18 protein-coding genes and 3 pseudogenes are annotated in these 19,025 nt (G+C 68.8%); 11 read left to right on the top strand and 10 right to left on the bottom strand.

The window, feature by feature from the left end:
• Window positions 1–220: 220 nt before the first annotated feature.
• Together ACWDR3_RS11060 and ACWDR3_RS11055 are read left to right on the top strand one after the other, a co-directional pair.
• Window positions 221–3,361: a discoidin domain-containing protein gene (locus tag ACWDR3_RS11060; RefSeq protein WP_450352176.1), complete on the top strand. Its 3,141-nt coding sequence runs from the start codon at window positions 221–223 to the stop codon at window positions 3,359–3,361.
• A gap of 116 nt (window positions 3,362–3,477) precedes the next feature.
• Window positions 3,478–3,996, top strand: a complete 519-nt coding sequence (locus tag ACWDR3_RS11055) for an N-acetyltransferase family protein (RefSeq protein ID WP_450352175.1) — start codon at window positions 3,478–3,480, stop codon at window positions 3,994–3,996.
• On the opposite strand, the gene ACWDR3_RS11050 is transcribed toward ACWDR3_RS11055, so the two are convergent.
• Window positions 3,989–4,660, bottom strand: a complete 672-nt coding sequence (locus tag ACWDR3_RS11050; protein ID WP_450352174.1) for a TetR/AcrR family transcriptional regulator — start codon at window positions 4,658–4,660, stop codon at window positions 3,989–3,991. The two genes, ACWDR3_RS11055 and ACWDR3_RS11050, sit on opposite strands and share 8 nt — an antisense overlap.
• A gap of 112 nt (window positions 4,661–4,772) precedes the next feature.
• On the opposite strand from ACWDR3_RS11050, the gene ACWDR3_RS11045 reads away from it, so the two are divergent.
• The 3 genes from ACWDR3_RS11045 to ACWDR3_RS11035 all read left to right on the top strand — a co-directional run bounded on the left by ACWDR3_RS11045 (window position 4,773) and on the right by ACWDR3_RS11035 (window position 7,537).
• Window positions 4,773–5,507 (top strand): SDR family NAD(P)-dependent oxidoreductase, encoded by a 735-nt coding sequence (locus ACWDR3_RS11045; RefSeq protein WP_450352173.1) that lies wholly within the window; start codon window positions 4,773–4,775, stop codon window positions 5,505–5,507.
• Between the two features lie 457 nt (window positions 5,508–5,964).
• Window positions 5,965–6,534 carry a PadR family transcriptional regulator gene (locus ACWDR3_RS11040; RefSeq protein WP_450352172.1) on the top strand — a complete coding sequence of 190 codons (570 nt, stop codon included), beginning with the start codon at window positions 5,965–5,967 and terminating at the stop codon, window positions 6,532–6,534.
• A 22-nt stretch (window positions 6,535–6,556) separates the two neighbouring features.
• A complete protein-coding gene (locus ACWDR3_RS11035; RefSeq protein WP_450352171.1) occupies window positions 6,557–7,537 on the top strand; it encodes an NADPH:quinone reductase in 981 nt (326 codons plus the stop codon).
• 105 nt (window positions 7,538–7,642) lie between these two features.
• Here the strand turns inward: ACWDR3_RS11035 and ACWDR3_RS11030 are convergent.
• Together ACWDR3_RS11030 and ACWDR3_RS11025 are read right to left on the bottom strand one after the other, a co-directional pair.
• Window positions 7,643–7,753 (bottom strand): annotated as a pseudogene (locus tag ACWDR3_RS11030) (oxidoreductase); the annotation flags it as partial.
• Between the two features lie 158 nt (window positions 7,754–7,911).
• A complete protein-coding gene (locus ACWDR3_RS11025; RefSeq protein WP_450352170.1) occupies window positions 7,912–8,757 on the bottom strand; it encodes an SDR family oxidoreductase in 846 nt (281 codons plus the stop codon).
• A 174-nt stretch (window positions 8,758–8,931) separates the two neighbouring features.
• On the opposite strand from ACWDR3_RS11025, the gene ACWDR3_RS11020 reads away from it, so the two are divergent.
• The 3 genes and pseudogenes from ACWDR3_RS11020 to ACWDR3_RS11010 all read left to right on the top strand — a co-directional run bounded on the left by ACWDR3_RS11020 (window position 8,932) and on the right by ACWDR3_RS11010 (window position 10,750).
• On the top strand, window positions 8,932–9,801 hold the full coding sequence (locus tag ACWDR3_RS11020; protein ID WP_450352169.1) for a helix-turn-helix domain-containing protein: 870 nt from the start codon (window positions 8,932–8,934) through the stop codon (window positions 9,799–9,801).
• Window positions 9,802–9,852: 51 nt separating this feature from the next.
• A pseudogene (locus tag ACWDR3_RS11015) lies at window positions 9,853–10,312 on the top strand (oxidoreductase); the annotation flags it as partial.
• A gap of 27 nt (window positions 10,313–10,339) precedes the next feature.
• Window positions 10,340–10,750, top strand: a complete 411-nt coding sequence (locus ACWDR3_RS11010; RefSeq protein ID WP_450352168.1) for a hypothetical protein — start codon at window positions 10,340–10,342, stop codon at window positions 10,748–10,750.
• Window positions 10,751–10,816: 66 nt separating this feature from the next.
• Here the strand turns inward: ACWDR3_RS11010 and ACWDR3_RS11005 are convergent, their stop codons facing one another.
• Entirely contained in the window at window positions 10,817–11,776 is a 960-nt protein-coding gene (locus ACWDR3_RS11005) for an NADP-dependent oxidoreductase (RefSeq protein ID WP_450352167.1), read from the bottom strand.
• Window positions 11,777–11,928: 152 nt separating this feature from the next.
• Here ACWDR3_RS11005 and ACWDR3_RS11000 point away from each other — a divergent pair, with 152 nt between their 5' ends.
• Complete coding sequence (locus tag ACWDR3_RS11000) at window positions 11,929–12,771, top strand: helix-turn-helix transcriptional regulator (protein ID WP_450352211.1); 843 nt, start codon at window positions 11,929–11,931, stop codon at window positions 12,769–12,771.
• A 184-nt stretch (window positions 12,772–12,955) separates the two neighbouring features.
• On the opposite strand, the gene ACWDR3_RS10995 is transcribed toward ACWDR3_RS11000, so the two are convergent.
• Entirely contained in the window at window positions 12,956–13,714 is a 759-nt protein-coding gene (locus tag ACWDR3_RS10995; protein WP_450352166.1) for an SDR family NAD(P)-dependent oxidoreductase, read from the bottom strand.
• Window positions 13,715–13,862: 148 nt separating this feature from the next.
• On the opposite strand from ACWDR3_RS10995, the gene ACWDR3_RS10990 reads away from it, so the two are divergent.
• Window positions 13,863–14,516: a TetR/AcrR family transcriptional regulator gene (locus ACWDR3_RS10990; RefSeq protein WP_450352165.1), complete on the top strand. Its 654-nt coding sequence runs from the start codon at window positions 13,863–13,865 to the stop codon at window positions 14,514–14,516.
• A 300-nt stretch (window positions 14,517–14,816) separates the two neighbouring features.
• On the opposite strand, the gene ACWDR3_RS10985 is transcribed toward ACWDR3_RS10990, so the two are convergent.
• The 3 genes from ACWDR3_RS10985 to ACWDR3_RS10975 are packed head-to-tail and all read right to left on the bottom strand — an operon-like array spanning window position 14,817 to window position 16,490.
• Window positions 14,817–15,188 (bottom strand): DUF2255 family protein, encoded by a 372-nt coding sequence (locus tag ACWDR3_RS10985; RefSeq protein WP_450352164.1) that lies wholly within the window; start codon window positions 15,186–15,188, stop codon window positions 14,817–14,819.
• Window positions 15,189–15,230: 42 nt separating this feature from the next.
• Window positions 15,231–15,464, bottom strand: a complete 234-nt coding sequence (locus ACWDR3_RS10980; RefSeq protein ID WP_450352163.1) for an aldo/keto reductase — start codon at window positions 15,462–15,464, stop codon at window positions 15,231–15,233.
• Between the two features lie 45 nt (window positions 15,465–15,509).
• Complete coding sequence (locus ACWDR3_RS10975) at window positions 15,510–16,490, bottom strand: aldo/keto reductase (RefSeq protein WP_450352162.1); 981 nt, start codon at window positions 16,488–16,490, stop codon at window positions 15,510–15,512.
• Between the two features lie 218 nt (window positions 16,491–16,708).
• Here ACWDR3_RS10975 and ACWDR3_RS10970 point away from each other — a divergent pair, with 218 nt between their 5' ends.
• Window positions 16,709–17,575, top strand: a complete 867-nt coding sequence (locus ACWDR3_RS10970; protein WP_450352161.1) for a helix-turn-helix domain-containing protein — start codon at window positions 16,709–16,711, stop codon at window positions 17,573–17,575.
• Here the strand turns inward: ACWDR3_RS10970 and ACWDR3_RS10965 are convergent.
• Together ACWDR3_RS10965 and ACWDR3_RS10960 are read right to left on the bottom strand one after the other, a co-directional pair.
• Window positions 17,472–17,726, bottom strand: a pseudogene (locus ACWDR3_RS10965) (hypothetical protein); the annotation flags it as partial. The gene ACWDR3_RS10970 and the pseudogene ACWDR3_RS10965 overlap by 104 nt on opposite strands.
• Window positions 17,727–17,897: 171 nt before the next feature.
• A complete protein-coding gene (locus tag ACWDR3_RS10960; RefSeq protein ID WP_450352160.1) occupies window positions 17,898–19,007 on the bottom strand; it encodes a Gfo/Idh/MocA family protein in 1,110 nt (369 codons plus the stop codon).
• Window positions 19,008–19,025: the final 18 nt, after the last annotated feature.

The raw sequence follows: 19,025 nt of genomic DNA, 5'->3' as shown, positions 1-19,025 counted from the left end.
GTGGCGGCGTCGGTGACGATGAGGTCGACGGAGACCGGGTCGCCCGCTCAGGCACCAGGTCCCAGCCCCGTCGACCGCGCGTCACCCCGACCTGACCTCGCGCGGGCTCCCTGTGAATCAACGGCCGCGTGCGCCAGGCCTCTTGACTCTCCGAGAAACAGGACTGAAGAATTGCCGCCACTCCGGCTGACAACGTTGTCTAAGCCTGAAAGGCCCGCGCATGGTCCCGAGATCACAGCTCGACCGCCGCCGATTCGTCCAGCTCCTCAGCGCCTCCGTCGGCCTGGCGACCCTCCCGATCGCCGCAGGAGGCAGTACCGCCCAAGCCCAGGAAAACTCTCCTACAACCCCGGCCTCGACCCCGACCCCGGACCCGGTGGCGGAGACCTACTACCGCGTCCTGCTGAACCACACCCACTGGTCGGAGACCCAGTGGGACGCGGCCCGCGGCTACTACACCGCCAAGGACTTCGGCTTCGCCGTGGTCCTCGGCAACGCCGTACTACTCACGCACGGCACCTACGACGCCGACCGGGCCGGCGTCGACGAAGAGACCCTCAGGTCCAGGACCCTCGCCACGATCAAGCACTTCGCCGCGAGCAACCGGCTCACCGGTGGCACCGAGTGGGGCCGGACGCTGTTCTTCGACACCACCTTCCAGCTGTACTTCCTGCTGGCCGCCCGTCTGCTGTGGGACGACCTCGACAGCGCGACGCGCACCGACATCGAGACCATCACGCGCGAACAGGCCGCCTACACCACCGGGTTGGGCACCGGCAACGACCCGGGTTCAGGCGGGTGGACCCCGAACGGACTGCTCGGCGGTTACGAAGCGGACACCAAGCTGGAGGAGATGGGTGTCTACGCCCAGTCCCTCGCTCCGGGTCTCGCCTGGGCCACGGACGACCCGCGGCACGCGGACTGGGCGCAGGCGTTCGGCCGCTGGTCGCGCAACGAGACGGGCCTGCCGCAGGCCGATGCCGCGAACCCGGCCCTCGTGGACGGCGTCCGTGTCTCCGAGAACACCGCGCGCAACACCTACGACACCTTCATCGTCGAGAACCACGGCTCGTTCGGACCGCACTACCAGGAAGAGCTGTGGCGCACGTCGGGCCGCAATGCCGCGCACTTCATCACCGCGGGCCGGCCACTGCCCGAGGTCCTCACCAACCAGCCCAACGCCGACGCCTTGTGGCGCACTCTCCTGAGCGTCATGAGCGACGCTGGTGAGCCGCTCATGCCCATGGTCAACGACCGGGAGCATCTGTACGGACGCGATGTCATACCCCTCGCGTTCCTCGCCCAGGTCGGCGGGGACCGCGCGGCGGCCCGGGCCGAGACAGCCCTCGCGGAGCGGCTGGAGGCGTACCAGCAATACCCGCCGCAGTACCGGCTCGCGAAGTTCTCCGGTGAGCCGAAGTACGAACCCGAGGCGCGCGCCGAACTGGCCATCAGCTACCTCCTGCACCACTGGGCCCGAGCCCTCGGGCGGGTCGTCCAACCCCTTTCCCAGGCCGCGTTGTTCGCCCGCTCGGCGGGGGTGACCGACTTCGGCGCCGGACCCGGACTGCTGTCCCACCAGTCCGCGGCCGCCTGGGCGGGAGCCGTCACCAAACCGGGGTTCGTGAAGTTCGCCTGGCAACCCGCCCACGACGACTGGCTGTTCCGTGTCAGTGGAGCGACCCCGATGTTCCTCCCCGGCACGTCGACCGCGGTGACAGGACGGCAGGTCCATGTGTACGACGGCCGCCGCGACGGCTTCGACGGCAGTGCCACGCTGCTGCGCCTGGCGTCGGGCTACGCGGGCCTGACGACTCTGCCGACGGGAGCGGTCGTCTACGCGACGACAGGCATCGCCGCGGGTGAAGGGCGGCTGGAGGTCCACAACTTGACGATGCCGGGCGTGCCTGGCCTGACGGGTTCGCGGACCTACCGATACGCCGAAGGCAGCACCACCGTCACCGCCCAGGACTCCCGCCCGCCGACTCCGACTCCTCGCGTCGACGAGGTGACGTTCACGCCCGCCGAGGTCCGACACGTGCGCATGCTCGGGGTCAGTCCGGACCCGACGTACGGGTACTCCGTCTTCACCCTCCAGGTCCGTGACGGGGCGGGCGGAGCCGACCTCGCCCAGGGTCGTACGGCAACGGCGTCCTCCAACGACACAGGCCGGGAGCCCGCGTTGGCGGTGGACGGCAACGACACGACCCGATGGGCGGTGTCGCGGGCCGACCGGCCCCGAGCGGACAGCTGGCTCGCCGTCGATCTCGGCGCTCCTCAGCTCGTCGACCGCGTCACCCTGCGCTGGGAAGCCGCCGCGGGCCGCGCCTACATCGTGCAGGGGTCGACGGACGGAGCGACCTGGAACAACCTCGCCTCCTGGCCGGTGCCCGATGTCTCCAGCCGGGGGAACTGGCTGGAGATCGACGGCCGGGCCGGCCTGCGGGTCACCGGCTCCGAGCACCCGATCACCGTTTCCGGCGACGCCGTCGTGCTCGCCGACGGCCCGGCCGCACCGCTCCTGGTGGAAGGCTTCGCCGACACGTCCGTCAGCGAACTGCGCGCCCTGGCGGACGACGCCGTCCCCCTCGCCACGGCCGAGGCGGTCCGTGCCGCACTCACCGACAGCCACCTCAGCCTGTTCAACCTGTCCGGATCACCGGTCTCCACGACGGTCGACATCCCCCAACTCGGCTCCACAGCGGTCGTGTTCGAAGGCCGGCAGGTGTTCACCAAGGAGGGCAGTTCGTACGAGGCACATCTCGACGCGGCGGAGGCACGCCTGCTCCCGCCTCGCATGACGTTGCGGCCTCTCACCGGAAATCGGCTCCCAACGGGCCTGCGAGTGGAGGTCGTCGACGGCGCGACGGCGCGCCTCACCGGACCGGCCTGCCGGATCCAGGTCGCCGGACAGGGGCAGAAGAAGACGGTGGTGATCCGTGCGGGCCGCGCCACGACCGTCACCTTGCCCAGGGCGACCGCCTACCCCCTGGACAATCTCGCGCTCGGCCGCGTCGTGTTCCCGACCAACCCCCTGCCGCCCGGCATGGCGGATCCCGAAGCCGCCGTCGACGGCAGTGCGGCAACCGCGTGGACGCCCGGTCCGCACGGCCGAATCGTCGTGGACCTCGGCGATCAGCACCGCGTCCGTGACGTCCGTGCCGAATGGACCGGTGGCCAAGTGCCGGTCCTCCGGGCGGAGTACAGCACCGACGGCCTCACCTACCGGACGGCCGGACAACTCACCGGCCACGGCCGCGACCGACGTCTCAGCACGGACCTGACCGCGCGTTACATCGCGCTGGCGACCGACGCGAAGGACGAACGGAGCGCCCGACTGATCAACCTCATCCTGCGCTGAGAACGTCCAAAAGATGTTGCTGTGGTGCTTGCCGCTCAGCCCGGCCACGCGGGACTGAGCGGCATGGCCCCGCTCCGGCGAATCGGTGAGCCCCGTCGAGCGCGACGGCGCCTGCCATGATCGTCACCATGGGGATACACATCGCACCGGCCCAAGTGGGCGACTTCCACCAAGTCCTGGCCGACCACCCCCGGTACTGGGGCGAACGCGACCTTCGGTCGCTGCATCTGCTGGCACTGGTCCAGGAGTTCGGTTCCACCTGTCTGGTCGCCCGGGCCGAGGACGGAATCCGTGGGTACGTCTTCGGGTTCGTCACCCCGGACGGCACCGGCTACGTGCATCTGATCGCCACACGCGACGACACCCGCGGCACCGGTCTCGGGCGTGACCTTTACACGGCGTTCGCCGAAGCGGCGGAACGTCAAGGTGCGCGGCGGTTGAAGGCGATCACGTCGGTCGGGAACACCGGCTCGATCGCGTTCCATCGCAGCCTCGGCTTCGACACGAAGATCGTCGACGAGTACAACGGCCCCGGTCGACCCATGGCCGTCTTCCATCGAGACCTGCCCCTGACCGTCGATCGCGGCGAGCGTGGCGATGAGGCCGGTACGCCGGCGGCACCCGTCCCTAGGTGACGACGCTGGACGGGCCGGGCGTACGTGTACGCCGTTCTTCCGCGGTCCTCGTGCGATCTTCGATGTGGTCGAGCATGGCGTCCAGCGCCACCTCCAACGGCCTGACCTGGCGCTGCAGTTGGGTGAGCAGCAGGCCGCCCTGGAGCGCGGCGAGCGTGGCGAGGGCGAGGTCGTCGGGGTCGGCGTCGAGTTCACCGCGGTCGTGCATCGTCTGGAGGCCGTTACGGATCGCCGACTCCCAGCGCAGGAAGCCGCTGGCTGCGGCGAGCCGTGCCTCGGGGTTGGTCTCGGCGACCTCGCTGCCCAGGGAACCGATCGGGCAGCCGCCGCGGCACTGCAGCCGGAGCTGGTATTCCACCAGCGCGTCCCGCCACTGCCGTAGGCCTTCCATAGTGTCGAGCCCGGCGAAGAGCGGCTTCTGCATGTCGAGCACGGCCTCGGTCTGGAACTCGATCACGGCCAGCAGCAGTTCCTGCTTGTCGGCGAAGTAGTGGTAGATCTGCGAGCCGCTCACCCCGGCGGCCGCCCGCACGTCCTCCAGCGTCGCCTCGGTCACGCCCCGCTCGTACATGAGCTGTGCGGCGGCGGCCACGATCCGGCGCCGGGTCTCCTGCCCCTTGCGGGTCAACTTCTTCTCGGCGGGCCGCCGCGCCTCGGTAGTCATACGCGCAACGCTAACAGATTCTGGATTGGACAACCCATTTTTCTCGCACCATTGTGGGTCACCTAACCCATTCCAGCCGCCGTGCGCGGCCGGATTCCTGGAAGGACCCGGCATGGAGCTCTCCGACAAGGTCGCCCTCATCACCGGCTCGACGGGCGGCATCGGCGCCGAAACGGCCCGGCTGATGGCCGCAGCCGGCGCCGAGGTGATCGTCTCCGGCCGCAACGCCGAACGCGGCGCCGCGACCGTGCGGTCGATCACGGACACCGGCGGCAAGGCACGCTTCGTCGCCGCCGACCTCACCGACCCGGCCGCGCTGCGCCACCTCGCCGAAGCGGCCGGACCCGTCGACATCCTGGTCAACAACGCCGCGATCTTCCCCGGGGCGCCGACCGTGGACCAGGACCCCGACACGCTCGACGAGAGCCTTGCGGCCAACGTCCGCGCGCCGTACCTGCTCACCGCGGCCCTGGTACCCGCCATGATCGCCAAGGGCTCCGGCAGCATCGTCAACGTCAGCACCATGGCCGCCCGGATCGGCATGCCCGGGCTGTCCGTCTACAGCGCCACCAAGGCCGCGCTGGAGTCGCTGACGCGTACCTGGGCGGCCGAGTTCAGTCCGGCCGGCGTGCGCGTGAACACCGTCGCGCCAGGCCCGACGCGGACCGACATGGTCCTGGCCACCATGGGAGAGGAGGGCGCCGAGCAGGTCGCGAAGACCACCGTGCTCGGCCGGCTCGCGACTCCGCGGGAGATCGCCGAGGTGATCCTCTTCCTCGCCTCGGACCGCGCGAGCTACCTCACCGGCGCCACCCTCGCCGCCGACGCAGGACGCACCGCCGTCTAGCGCGCCGACGGCACAGGCTCGCCGGGGCGTCAGGGCTGCGGCGAGGAGAGGGTATCCGCCCCAGCGGATGCCCTCTCGCTGCGGATGCGGGCACCTTCCTTGCGTTCGGCGGCCAGGGTTCCGCACGCCTTCGAGGGGATCCGGAGACGGCCTACCTCTACGGACGCGCGTCCTGTGCGAGGCGCCTCGCACAGGACGAGAAGTGGCAGTGGTACAGCCGGTGAACCGACCACGACGAGGCGACGGCCCACCACACCGGACGGTGGCCTGCGAACCGGCTCCTCGGCGGCCTGCGCTCCAGGGTCAACTGCCCGCCCACAGCTGAGCCGTGGTCGTCACGGGCGTCCCGGTGCGGCCGGGCGAGGTGGCCCCGGCCAGAAGAGTCGATCAGGATCTACACCGTAGCATCGAATCGATGTGCACATCGATTCGATGCAGGTCGTGTGATGATGGAGCCATGCTGGAACTAGCGATCCTGGGCTTCCTGGCCGAGGGACACCTGCCGGGGCACGAGCTGCGCCGCCGCGTCTCGCAGCTGACCGGATACACGCGGCCGGTCAGCGACGGCAGCCTCTACCCGGCGATCAACCGCCTCGCGAAGGCGGGCCTGCTGGAGCGGCGCGCCGACCCATCCGCAGGTGGTGCGAGGTATGTGCTGAGCCTGACCGAGGCCGGGCACACCGAGCTGCTCGGACGCCTCCGCAAGCCGGCCGACCACGAGATCACCGACTTCACCCGGTTCTTCACCCTCCTGGCCTTCCTCTCCCACCTGCCCGACGTGGCCGAGCAGCACGCGGTGCTCCGCAGACGACTGGAGTTCCTGGAGGAGCCGGCGAGTTTCTTCTACGACGGCGAGAGGCCGCTGCGCGCCGAGGCGGTCGCCGATCCCTACCGCCGCGGAATGCTGCTCACCGCCCGTGCGATCAGCACGGCCGAACGTGCCTGGCTGCAGGAGGCTCTCGGCGAGGAGCCGCCCGCAGCGCGCACCGACAACGATCCCCCTAGGCTCGAAGCACCCGCGAGCTGACCGGCCCCGGAGGTACCTGCCCATGCTTGCGTCCTGGTACGACGAACAAGGTCCCGCGGTCGACGTCCTGCGCGTCGGCGAACTGCCCGATCCTCAGCCCGGCACCGGCGAGGTCCGCGTTCGTGTCACCCTCTCGGGCGTCAACCCGGGCGACACCAAGAAGCGGCGCGGCTGGCTCGGCTCGTCCATGCCCTACCCGCGGGTGATCCCGCACAGCGACGCCGTCGGCGTCATCGACGCGGTCGGCAACGGGGTCGACGCCCGCCGACTCGGCCAGCGGGTCTGGGTGTACGGAGCCCAGTCCTACAGGCCCTTCGGCACCGCCGCCCAGTACACCGTCGTACCCGACAACCAGGCCGTGCTCCTGCCCGACCACCTGAGTGACGAACTCGGCGCGAGCCTGGGCATCCCCGGGATCACCGCCCACCGCACCGTCTTCGCCGACGGGCCGGTCGAGGGAAAGCTCGTGCTCGTGCACGGCGTCCTCGGAGGTGTGGGCTCCCTGGCAGCCCAGCTCGCCCGCTGGGCAGGCGCCGACGTGCTGGCCACCGTCCGCCATGGTGCGGACCTCGACCGCGTCGACCCGGCCGTTGTATCCCATGCTGTCGCCCTGGACCAGGAGGATCCGGCAGCGGCGATCCGTGCGTACGCACCCCAGGGCGTCGACCGGATCATCGAGGTGGCGCTGTCGGACAATGCCGACCTCGACAACGCCGTCGCCGCGAACAACGCCGTGATCGCGGCCTACGCCACTCGCACCGACCGCACTGAGATCCCATTCTGGCCTCTGCTGTTCAACAACGTCACCCTGCGGCTGCTTGGCAGTGACGACTTCCCGACTGAGGCCAGAAGCCAGGCGACCCGCGACCTGACCTCCGCGGCCGCTGTCGGCGCCCTGAGCGTCGATGTTGGCGACCGCTACCCGCTGGAGGACATCGCCAAGGCCCACGACCGCGTCGACACCGGAGGCCGTGGCCGGGTCCTGCTCGCCATCCCCCAATGACGCAGAGTCGGAACTCGATGGGCGATGCGGTGGATTCGACTGATCTTTCATGATCTCTGCCATGGCGTCGGCCTGATTCTCGACCATGTCTGCGGCCATGGGAGTCTCGTGCTTCATGCTTGCCCCGATGCCGCGCAGGTTGACCGGGTTCACGTGGTCGAAGTTCTCGGCGAGGTCGTCGGCCGCGTCACTGGGCGGTGCCTGCACACCAGCGTTGCCCGCGAGGGCTCCTGACCCTGGTAGATGACGTCGAACCAGACGTCACCAGTGAACATGTTCGCGGGGCTTTTTGCGGACGGCGGCTGGCTGAGGATCTCCATCATGACTTCTTCGAAGAGTGCCGCTGCCGCTGTTCAGGCGACAGCCCGCGGTTTTCAGGCGGATGTGTCGTCGTGGGCGAGGCTGCCGCCGAGTTCGCGGGAGGCTTCGGCCTGAGCGAGGAGTTCGTTGGCCTTGGCCTTGACGCCTTCGATGGCGTCGGCGCCGGCGACGAAGCGCTGCAGGGGCTTGTCCTGGTCGGCGATGGCAAGCAGGGCGCGGGCGAGCTTGGCGGGGTCGCCGGTCTGCTGACCGTTCATGCTCTTCCAGGCGGCGACCGTGGCGGTGGTGCGCTCGGCGTAGTCGTCGATGGTCGGCGAGGGCCAGATGGTGGAGCCGTCGACGAGCAACTCGGTGCGGAAGAAGCCGGGTTCCACGACCGTGGTGTGGATGTTGTACGGCTCGACGTCGTAGCGCAGCGACTCCATCCAGCCCTCGACGCCGAACTTGGAGGCGGCGTAGGCGACACAGAACTCCTGCCCGATGATGCCGGCGGAGGAGGAGAGGGTGATGACGTGGCCGGCGCGCTGCTTGCGCAGGACGGGCAGGACAGCGCGGGTGACGTTCATGGGCCCGAAGAGGTTGGTCTCGATCTGCTGGCGCATCTGGTCGGGCGTGATCTCTTCGAAGTAGCCGGCGAAGAAATTCCCGGCGTTGTTGATGAGGACGTCGATGCGGCCGAAGCGGTCGACGGCCGCCTCAACGGCGGCCTGTGCGTCTTCAAGGCTGGTGACGTCGAGCTTGGTGACCAGCAGATTGTCCTGCGGTCCACCGAGGGTCTTCTCCACCTCTTCGGGGCGCCGTCCGGTGGCGACGACCTGGTGGCCCGCCTTGAGGGCTTCGCGGGCGATGTCGGTGCCCAGACCGCGTCCGGCGCCGGTGACGAGAATGACCTTGCTCATGAGGGTTCCTTTCAGATGCCGAATCCGGCACCCGGATTTGTGCGGTGTGCTACGTCATCGACTTTGGCACCTTCACGCGCATCCGCAAGGGGAGAATTCCTTACCCGTATGAAAGGTTCCAGGTATAAATCCTTACCCCCCATTTTCGGTTCATTCGGTGCCACACTGGCCGCTATGACTCGCAACGCGCATCTCAACGAGCTGGGCGAGTTCCTCAAGGCCCGCCGGGCCGAACTGAGCCCCCGCGCCGTGGGGCTGCCCGAGACGGGCGGCCTGAGGCGGGTCAAGGGACTGCGCCGTGAGGAAGTAGCTCAGCTCGCCGCCATCAGCACCGAGTACTACACGCGCCTTGAGCAGGGTCGCATACAGGCATCAGGGCCGGTGCTGTCCACTCTGGCGCAGGTACTACGTCTCGACGACGCCCAACGGGACTACCTCTTCGAACTTGCCGGCAAGTACCAGGCCCGGCCTCGCCGCCGCGCCGTGCAGAAAGTGCAGCCGACGCTGCAACGCCTCCTGGACAATCTGATCGACACCCCCGCCATTGTTCTGGGCCGCCGTACGGACATCCTCGCCTGGAATTCCCTCGCCGCCGCCCTGATGAGCGATTACGCGGAAATTCCGGAGAAGAAAAGAAACCACACACGGATTCTTTTCACCGATCCCGCGATGAGGACGCTGTACACGGACTGGGAGGAGGTCGCGCACACCACCGTGGCGCAGCTGCGGATGCAGGCCGCCAAGTATCCCGACGATCCCCGGCTGGCAGCCCTCGTGGGAGAGCTGTCCGTGCAGGACTCGCACTTCCGCCGCTGGTGGGGCGACCACCACGTCGCCGCCCGCACGATGGGCACCAAGACGTTCCGCCACCCCGTGGCGGGCGACCTGACTCTCGACTGGGACACCCTCACCGCCAGCATCGACGCCGAGCAGCAACTCGTCGTGCTGACTGCCCGACCGGGTACCCCTTCCCACGATGCGCTGCGCATCCTCGCCTCCTGGGCCACGAGCCGCCAGCAGCCCGCACCCGACGCTGCCTCCTGACCACGCCATCACAAGGCGAGCCTGCGACGGCCGACGCAATGCGGCACAGCCTCCGCCGCCTCGGATGGGCCGCAGACCGGAGTGCCGACCGACTTCCACCTCGCCCACCTGTCCATCCGGGCTGCCGGCGGGGCAGGGCTGGTGATGGCCGAGGCGACCGGGATACGGCCTGACGGGCGTATCACTCCCTGGGACCTGGGGCTGTGGAACGACCGCCAGCAGCAGGCGTTCACTCGTATCACCGCTGCCATCCGTTCCCACGGGGCGGTGCCGGCCAGCCAGCTCTGCCATGCCGGACGCAAGGCATCCGTCGACAAGCCCTGGCTCACCGGTCGGTACATCCCCGAGGCGGAGGGCGGCTGGAAGGCGGTCGCGCCCGGCCCGGAGCCGTTCGCCGGTCGGTCCATGCCGCGCGAACTGACGGTGGACGAGATCCAGCAACTGGTGTGCGACTTCGCCGGGGCGGCGAAGCGTGGCCTGGCCGCGGGCTTCCAAGTGGTCGAGTTGCATCATCGCCGTCGGCTCACGCCCGAACACGATGACCCTCGCGACGCAGTACGGGGCGACCGACCTCATCGACTACAAGAAGGGCGATGTCCAGGAGCAGATCATGACGCTGACCGGTGGCGTGCAGGTCGGCACGGCCATGAGGCTCACGAAGTTCGGCGGCCACGTGTCGGTGGTCTCGGGCTTCTTCGACGACGAGACGGTGACCATCCCGATGAATGTCTGGAACTACGGGGTGATGGAGAAGTTCCTCACCGCAGCCCAGGCCAACCAGGGGCGGGACTACATGGAGCGACTCTGGCTGCTGATCGCGAACGGCAAGCTCGACACCCAGCCGCTCGCGACTCACGTGCTGCACGGCTGGGACAACCTCGGCAAGGGCCTCGAACTGATGCGGAGCCGCGACCAGACCGTCGTCAAGCCGGTAGTCATCATCGACTGACGGTAACTGAGCGGTGAGCGACCTCTCTCTGCCGCCACCGCACCCCGCACCCCCAGCCGGGCTCTGTCAGAGGACACCGCGCGGCACTGTCACCACGTGCTTGCCCACGACCCCTCCGCGCTCGAATGCCTGGTGTGCGGCGGCGACATCCGCGAGCGGGTACACGCTGTCGATCACCGGGCGCAGGGCGCCCGAGGCGACATGGTCGGCCACATCGCGCAGGACGGGGGTTTCGGGGTTGGCGCTGAAGGTGCGGATGCGGCGGGCGCCGTGGACGCTGGAGACGGCGATCGCGGCCAGCGCGGAGGGGGACAGTCCGACGGTGACCATCCGGCCGCCCTTCGTCAACCGGCTCCGGTAGCAGTGCAGTTCCGTGCCTACGGTGTCGACGATGACGTCGAAGGGGCCGATCTGCTCCGAGGCGGTGGCACGGTAGTCGAGGACCTCGTCGGCGCCGAGGTCGGTGAGCAGGTCGGCGTGTCGGTCACGGGCCAGCGCGGTGACGTGGCCGCCCATGGCGTGCGCCAACTGGACGGCGGCGGTCCCGACTCCACCGGCCGCGCCCCGCACCAGGACCCGCTCCCCGTCCGCGAGGTGCACGCTGTCGCGCAGCGCGATCAGCGCCGTAGCACCTGCGACGACCAGGGACGCCGATTCGACCGCCGAGAGGTCCGCCGGGGCGAGCGAGATCCGTTCCGCCGAGACGACGACGTACTCGGCCGCCCCGGCCATCGAGTGCCGTCGACGGGGATGCACCATGCCCCACACCCGGTCCCCGACCCGGTAGCCCTCTATGCCGGCGCCGGTCGCAGCGACGGTGCCCGCGAAGTCCAGTCCCACGCCGATCGGGAAGCGGCGTCCCGACACCATCTTCAACTCTCCCGAGCGGACGATCACATCGTGCCCGTTCACGCTGGATGCCTCGACCGACACCAGCACCTGGCCCGCACCGGGAGCGGGGCGCTCGACGTCGTTGACCCGCAGGACGTCCGCCGTACCGAAACCCGTGATCTGAACGGCCTTCATGTCGCTGTTCCTTCCGTGACCGGCTGTGGTGGATCCAACGCTGGACCTCGCACGCGACATCACGGTCGTTCTCCTTCTCCTGGGTCTCGCAGACCCACCCTCACGGACCGAGCCGGCGGCATACTGGCGCCGTGACCGACTCCTCCCGTGCCATGAGCGACGATCCCCGACGCGAACTCGCCGACTTCCTGCGCACCCGCCGAACTCGGCTGCGGCCACAGGACGTTGGGCTGGAGCCCGGCCCGCGGCGGCGCGTCGCCGGGCTGCGACGCGAGGAGTTGGCCCTGCTGGCGGGGGTGAGTTCGGACTACTACCAGCGCATGGAGCAGGGCCGCGACGTCCGCCCCTCCGAACAGGTCCTGGATGCCCTCGCGCGCGCTCTGAACTTCACCGCCGAGGAGGCCCGGCACCTCCACAGCCTCGCCGCCGCCGCACGTACCCCGACCCAACTGCCGCGCGTCTACGAGCCGGAGGAGGTACCGGACACCACGCGGCGGTTGCTGCACACGATGACCTCGCCCGCTCTGGTCGTGGGCCGGTTCCTGGACGTGCTGGCCTGGAATCCGCTCGGCGGTGCCCTGCTGGGCGAGTTCACCCGGCAGCCGCAGTGGAAGCGGAATCTGCTGGCGCTGTTCCTGCGCCCCGAGGCCGACCGGACCTGTCCGAACCGGGCGGCCACCGTCGCCGAACTGATCGGGATGCTGCGGACCCAGGTCGCCGCCGATCCCGGCCACCCGCGCGCGGTCGCGCTGGTGGGCGAACTAGCCGTCCGCAGCGACGAGTTCGCGGCCCTGTGGGCCCTCCACGACGTCACGGAACCCACCCGCGGCCAGATGCGCCTCAACCACCCCCAGGTCGGCGAACTGAGACTGGACTGGGACGCCTACCCGATACCGGGCAACCCTGGTCCCGCGCTCATGGTGTGCACCGCCGCCGAAGGCAGTCCCGACGCCACACGACTCCAACGGCTCACCGACCTGCTGGGCACCCCTTGACCATTGGACGGCGCGCATCGCAAGGTCACAGGCCGACGGGTCTGGTATGAACGACGAGCCGAATCCTCGCGCCGGTCGGCGACCGGTCACCATTACGTGCGCCGGAGCTGGACGAGGACGAGACCGGCTGGGAGTGAGTCGGGGCCGTCGTTGCCTGCGTCTCTGCAGGCCGTCGCCCGGTCGCTCAGAGGAGGACGCCGCCGGAGACCTCAATGCGCTGGGCGGTGACCCAGCGCAGGCCCTCGGAGGCCAGCACGGCGATGGCGTCGCCGATCTCCTCAGGTTCGCCGACGCGGCCGAGCGCGGTCTGTCCTGCCAGAACCTGGCGCATCTCGGCGTCGTCCCGCATCGCTCCACCGTTGAAATCCGTGGCGGTCGGTCCCGGGGCGATGGAGTTGACCCGGATTCCGCGCGGGCCGAGTTCTGCGGCGAGGGTGCGGCTCAAGGCTTCGACGGCGGCCTTCGAGGCGGAGTAGACCGAGGTGGCAGGGCTGGTGTGGCGGGTCAGTGACGTCGAGACGTTGATGACGCGCCCGCCTCGGGTCAGCAGCGGCACCAGTGACTGGACGAGGAAGAACGTGCCCCGGACGTTGGTGCCCATCACCGTGTCGAAGTCGTCGATCGTGACGTCCTCCAGCGGTCCGAAGATCCCCACTCCCGCGTTGTTGACCAAGATGTCGAGCCGCGAAGCACCCCAGCGCTCCAGCTGCTCCCTCAGTTCGGAGGTGAAGGACGCGAAAGAGGAAACGTCGCTGATGTCGAGCCGGAGAACAGCGGCAGTCCCACCCACTGCCCGCACCTGTTCCGCCGTCTCCTCAGCCCCGGCCGCATCACCGCGGTGGGTGGCCAGGACCCGCACCCCGCGGGTGGCCAGAGCGATGGCCGTGCCACGTCCGAGGCCGCGATTCGCACCGGTCACCAAAGCGATCTTGTCGATCGTCATGAACTGTTCCTCCACCGCGCAGCTACCGGAAGTCACCCGGCGCCACAGATACGATGCGAGTCACTCGACTCGCCTTTCTCTCGTACCGTAAGCAGGACCATCGAGGCGAGTCAAGTGACTCGCCTCGGGTCTGCGGCATACTGTCCGCATGGCAGCAGAACTCTCCGCACACCACCGCAGACTCGCTCAGCAGAAACGCGAGGCGATCACCACCGCAGCCACAGAACTGTTCTTGGATCGCGGCTACGACGGCACCTCACTGGCCCGGATCGCCGAAGCCGCCGGGGTCTCGAAGTCCACCCTGTTCAAGCGGTTCCCCACCAAGGCAGCCCTCTTCGAGGCCATCGTCACCGAGTCCTGGCAGCGTGACGCCGGCGACGCTGCCGCGCGGCCACAGACCGGAGATCTGCGCTCCGGACTGACGGCCATCGGCCACCGCTATGCCGACCTGGTCGGCCAGCCCGGCATGACAGCCCTGTTCCGGATCGTCATCGCCGAACTGCCTCGTTTCCCCGAACTGGGACGGATGCAGTTCCAGCTCGGCAAACTGCCCTACTTCACCTCCGTTCAGCACTACTTGGAATCCGAGCACGAGGCGGGCAACGCTGATGTCCCGGACGCGGCGAGCGCCGCGAACCAGTTCCTCGGCATGATCGCCAACTACGTCCTGTGGCCCCGCATGCTGCTGACCGACTGGAACCCCTCAGCCTCCGACATCCACAACGCCGTCGAACAGGCCGTCCAGACTATGCTCGCCAGATACACCCCGACCCGCCGACCTGACCCGAAGCCGGAACGTTGACACTGGCTCCATCGCCGCCCTCGCCCGCGACCACGGCGTCAGCCGCGGCACGATCCGCGCGGCCGTCGCCTGCCTTCTGCCCGTTCCCATCGGCGTCGAGGAGGACATCCCCGCCCCGGTGTTGCTGGTCACCCTCGGCATGCGCGCAAGGTCGTCGACTTCCTTCACTCGGCCGACCTGGAGCCTGCCGGGCGGGCCGCGCTCGACGAGGGGGCGGCCGTACGGCGAGGCCAGGGCTACACCCTGCGTGTGACCCCCGAGGCCGGGCTTCGTCATGAAGTCGGGGAGCAGCGGACGGGTTCAGCGGGGCGAGATGCGGACCGTCGCCGACTTCGGTCCCTCACCCTGCATGATCGGGACGGCGGGACTGCCCGGATACTTCGCCTCGTAGGCGGCGTCCACAGGGGCGTCGATGTCGCTGTCGGCGGGTTCGAAGGTGACTTCGTAGAACTCACCGGCGACGCGTACGCGACCGGTCTTCTGGCTGATGGCGGCCTGATACCACTTCGACTGCTGTCCGTTGGCGGCACGCACGTACACCTTTCCGTCGACGACGAGAGCCCAGGTCTGGGTCGGGGTGCCGTAGGTGGTGCCGTCCTCGCGGAACGGGGCAACGAAGAGGTCCGTGTTCTCAGCGATCGCGCGGAGCTGTGTCCGGCTCCAGGAGCTCATGATGGTCTTCTCTCAAGGGTGCGGGTCAGTTGTTCGGGGCGACTAGAAGTAGGAGAGCTCGCGCAGCATGTAGTGCTCCTTGGTCGCACCCACGACCGGGGCGTCGACCACAGGGTTCTTCAGCACCCAGGCAAGCGCGATCGTGGCCATCGACACGCCCCACTCCTTCGCGATGCGTTCCACCGCGTCGATGGTCGGCTTGTCGCTGTCCAGCCACAGCGGACGCCCGTCGAAGTCCGTGCTCGGGTTGCCCTTGCCACGCTTCGTGTCGCTCACACTCCACGGCCTGAGACCACACCTGCGGCTGTGCGGCACGGGCGGTCAGCGGTCGATGCTGGCCATGTTCGCCTCGTCGTGGCGCTCGCCCGCGGCCGGCGTGAGGTTGTTCAGGCGGTCGAGCTGAGCGGCGCTCAGCTCAATGCCGTCGGCGGCGGTGTTCTCTTCGACGCGTGCGACCCTCCTGGTGCCGGGGATGGGGGCGATGTCGTCGCCGCGAGTCAGCAGCCATGCCAGTGCCGTCTGGGCGGGTGTGGCGCCGATCTCGGCGCCGATCGCCTGTACTTCGTCGACGATGCGCAGGTTGCGCTGGAAGTTCTCACCGGTGAAACGCGGGTTGGTCTTGCGCCAGTCGTCATCGGGGAAGTCGTCGACGGTGCGGATCTGACCGGTCAGCAGGCCGTGCCCGAGGGGTGAGTAGGGAACGAATCCGATACCCAGCTCGCGCAGCAGCGGGAGGATCTCGTCCTCGACGTCGCGGGTCCACAATGAGTATTCCGTCTGCAGCGCGGCCACTGGATGCACGGCGTGTGCCCGGCGGATCGTCTCGGGACCGGCCTCGGACAGCCCGATGTGGCGCACCTTGCCCTCGGCAACCAGCTCGGCCAGCGCACCGACGGTCTCCTCGATGGGGGTATTCCGGTCGACGCGGTGCTGGTAGTAGAGGTCGATGTGGTCGGTGCCGAGACGCTTGAGCGAGCCTTCGACCGCGGCCTTCACGTTTCCGGGGCTGCTGTCGACGGCACCGGGGCCGCCGCCGGTGTGGGAGACGAGACCGAACTTCGTTGCCACGACGACATCGTCACGCCGACCCTTGATGGCCTCGCCGACGATTTCCTCGCTGTGGAAGGGACCGTAGATCTCGGCCGTGTCGATGTGGGTGACTCCGAGGTCCAGCGCCCGGTGGATGGTGCGGATCGACTCGGTGTCATCGAGTCGCCCGCCCGTCGTGTAGGTGCCGGCCATGGTCATGGCTCCCAGGCCTATCCGAGAGACATCAAGTCCACCCAGAGAGATGTGCTTCATCACAGAACTCCGCTTCTCAGGTTAATTGCGGGAAAGACTCGGGCAACTATTTCTGAGACGCCGCCGCCTCGTTTCTGCCCGGTCGCGCATTCAGCGTCACATGCCCGCCAACCCTCTGCAAAGGGGAGGGTTTCCTACCGGGAATGAATGTTCCAGGTAGAGATCTCTACCCCCCAGCCGTGCTGTGCCGGGGCGGATTCCGCAGTACCGTGGCGCGCATGAGCAGGGACACACACCTCAACGAGCTGGGGGATTTCCTCAAGGCCCGCCGTGCCGAGCTGAGCACCCAGTCGATGGGGCTGCCCGACAACGGGAGCCTGCGCCGGGTCCCGGGGCTGCGCCGGGAAGAAGTAGCGTTGCTGGCTGCGATCAGTACCGAGTACTACACCCGCCTGGAACAAGGCCGTATAGAAGCCTCCGCCCCGGTCCTGACGACTCTGGCCCGGGTGTTGCGCCTGGACGACGACCAGCGTGACTACCTGCTCGGACTGGCGGGGAAGGAAAACGCGCGGCCTCGCCGGCGCGCAGCGCAGAACGTCCGTCCGCAGATGCGACGGCTTCTCGACAATCTCGTCGACACCCCCGCACTCGTCCTCGGTCGGCGCATGGACATTCTCGCGTGGAATTCTCTCGCCGCGGCCCTGATGACAGACTTCTCACAGATCCCGGAAAAGCAGCGTAATTCTGTACGGCTGGTTTTCACCGATCCTGCGATGAGAAATCTGTATACGGACTGGGAAGAAGTCGCCCGTACCAACGTGGCTTTTCTGCGTATGGAAGCCGCTGACAACCCGGATGACCCCCGGCTCAACGAACTCGTCGAGGAACTCTCCGCCCACGATCCTCAGTTCCGCGAGTGGTGGGCCGCTCACGACGTGGCCCATCACGCCATGGGCACCAAGGCCTTCCACCATCCGGTAGCCGGTGACCTCACCCTCGACTGGGAGACCCTCGCCTGCCCCACCGACCCCGAACAGCAACTTACCGTCCTGACCGCGGAACCCGGCACTGCCTCCCATGAAGCTCTGCGCTTCCTCGCCTCCTGGGCCGCCGCCCATCAGCCCAGCGCCGGCACCGTCGGCTGACTCGGGGCCATCCGGCCGAGGCCGTCAGGGCGCTTGTCACGCGGCTGTTCGTGCCGCCGATGAACGAGCACTCGGCGGGGGGGGGTTCCTCTGGGGTGCGGGCGCCGAGATCGAGTCCGATCGGGGAGCGCAGGCGAGCCAACTCGTTCGCCGGCCATCGAGTGTCACCAAGGGTGGGTAACGAGCCGGGATCAGAGAGAGACCGTGACCATCGAGATCGTAGGCGCACATGTCACTGCCACCGGGCACGACGCGGTGAAGGAAGTGCTCCACGTCGAAACGCCTCCCTTTAGCCAGCCCTATGTATGGGGCACCTCCAGCATCACGGTGGACTGCCCGCCCACGGCTGTGCCGTGGTCGTCACGGGCGTCCCGGTGCGGGCCGATTCCTCGCACGCCAGCGCCAGTAGATGGTCCTGACAGCCGTCGGCCAGCGGGTACGGCTGCGGGCCGGCGTCCCGTACCCACGCGCCCGTCCGGCACAGCAGGTCTACGACGGCGAGGTCGTCCTCCGACAGGCTCGCGCCCACGTACTCGTTGCGCCACACCACCTCGCCGTCGAAGGAGATGTGGTGGACCTCGGCCCCCTCCAGGTTGAGGTCGGTACCGGTACGGCGGCGCGTCAGCGCGGACTCCACCGGGGTGCGCGGGTCGGCCATACGTACCACCGTGTCGTCGACGATCTCGCCGAGCGAGCCCCGCACCACGATCCGGCGGGCCCGTAGCGGGTTCCACCATTGGTTGTCCGTGAAGTCGTACAGCGCCGTACGGGCCGCGCCGAAGTCCAGCAGGGCGAGGGTGGTGACGGCGTCCTTCGGAGTCAGGTCGTCCGTCCATCCGGCCGGTGTCAGCGGATCGGCCAGCGGGGCGGTGAAGGCCCGCGCGGTGACGGTCGCGGGCGCGAAACCGACGCCGAGCGTGTGCCGGATCAGCGACATCGCGTGGTACATGTGCGTCGAGCACACCTGTACGGAGGTGACCTCGCCGATCACTCCTCGCCGTACGAGGGCGAGGCGGGCGGCGTGGCCCGCCATGAGTGGGTACTGCTCCGCGACCTGGACGAGGGCGCCGCCTTCCGGGCGCTGTGCGGCGCCCACTGCGTCCCACAGCCGGACCAGTCCCTGCACGTCGGGTGCGGGCGGGGTCTCGGCGAGCACCGGTGTCCCGCGCTCGACGAGTTCCTCCACGACCTGTGGCGTGACCTCCCACGGCACCGACGGGATCACGAACTCCGGTGCGGCGGCGACCAGTTCGTCGGCCGTACGGAACGCCGGCACGCCCCAATCCGCCGCCACGCGGGCGGCGCGGTCGGCGGAGCGGGTCACTACGCCGACGACCGCGAGCCGTTCGGGCAGCGCCCGCGCCAAACGTACGAAGAACTCGGCCCGCCAGCCGCTGCCCACTATCCCGAACCGTATGGGTGCTGCGCTCACTGCCCACTCCTCCCGCAT

The organism is Streptomyces sp. NPDC001002, from assembly GCF_053599215.1.
Note: the sequence above shows the minus strand (reverse complement) of the source record. Positions and strands in the feature narration are given on the sequence as shown.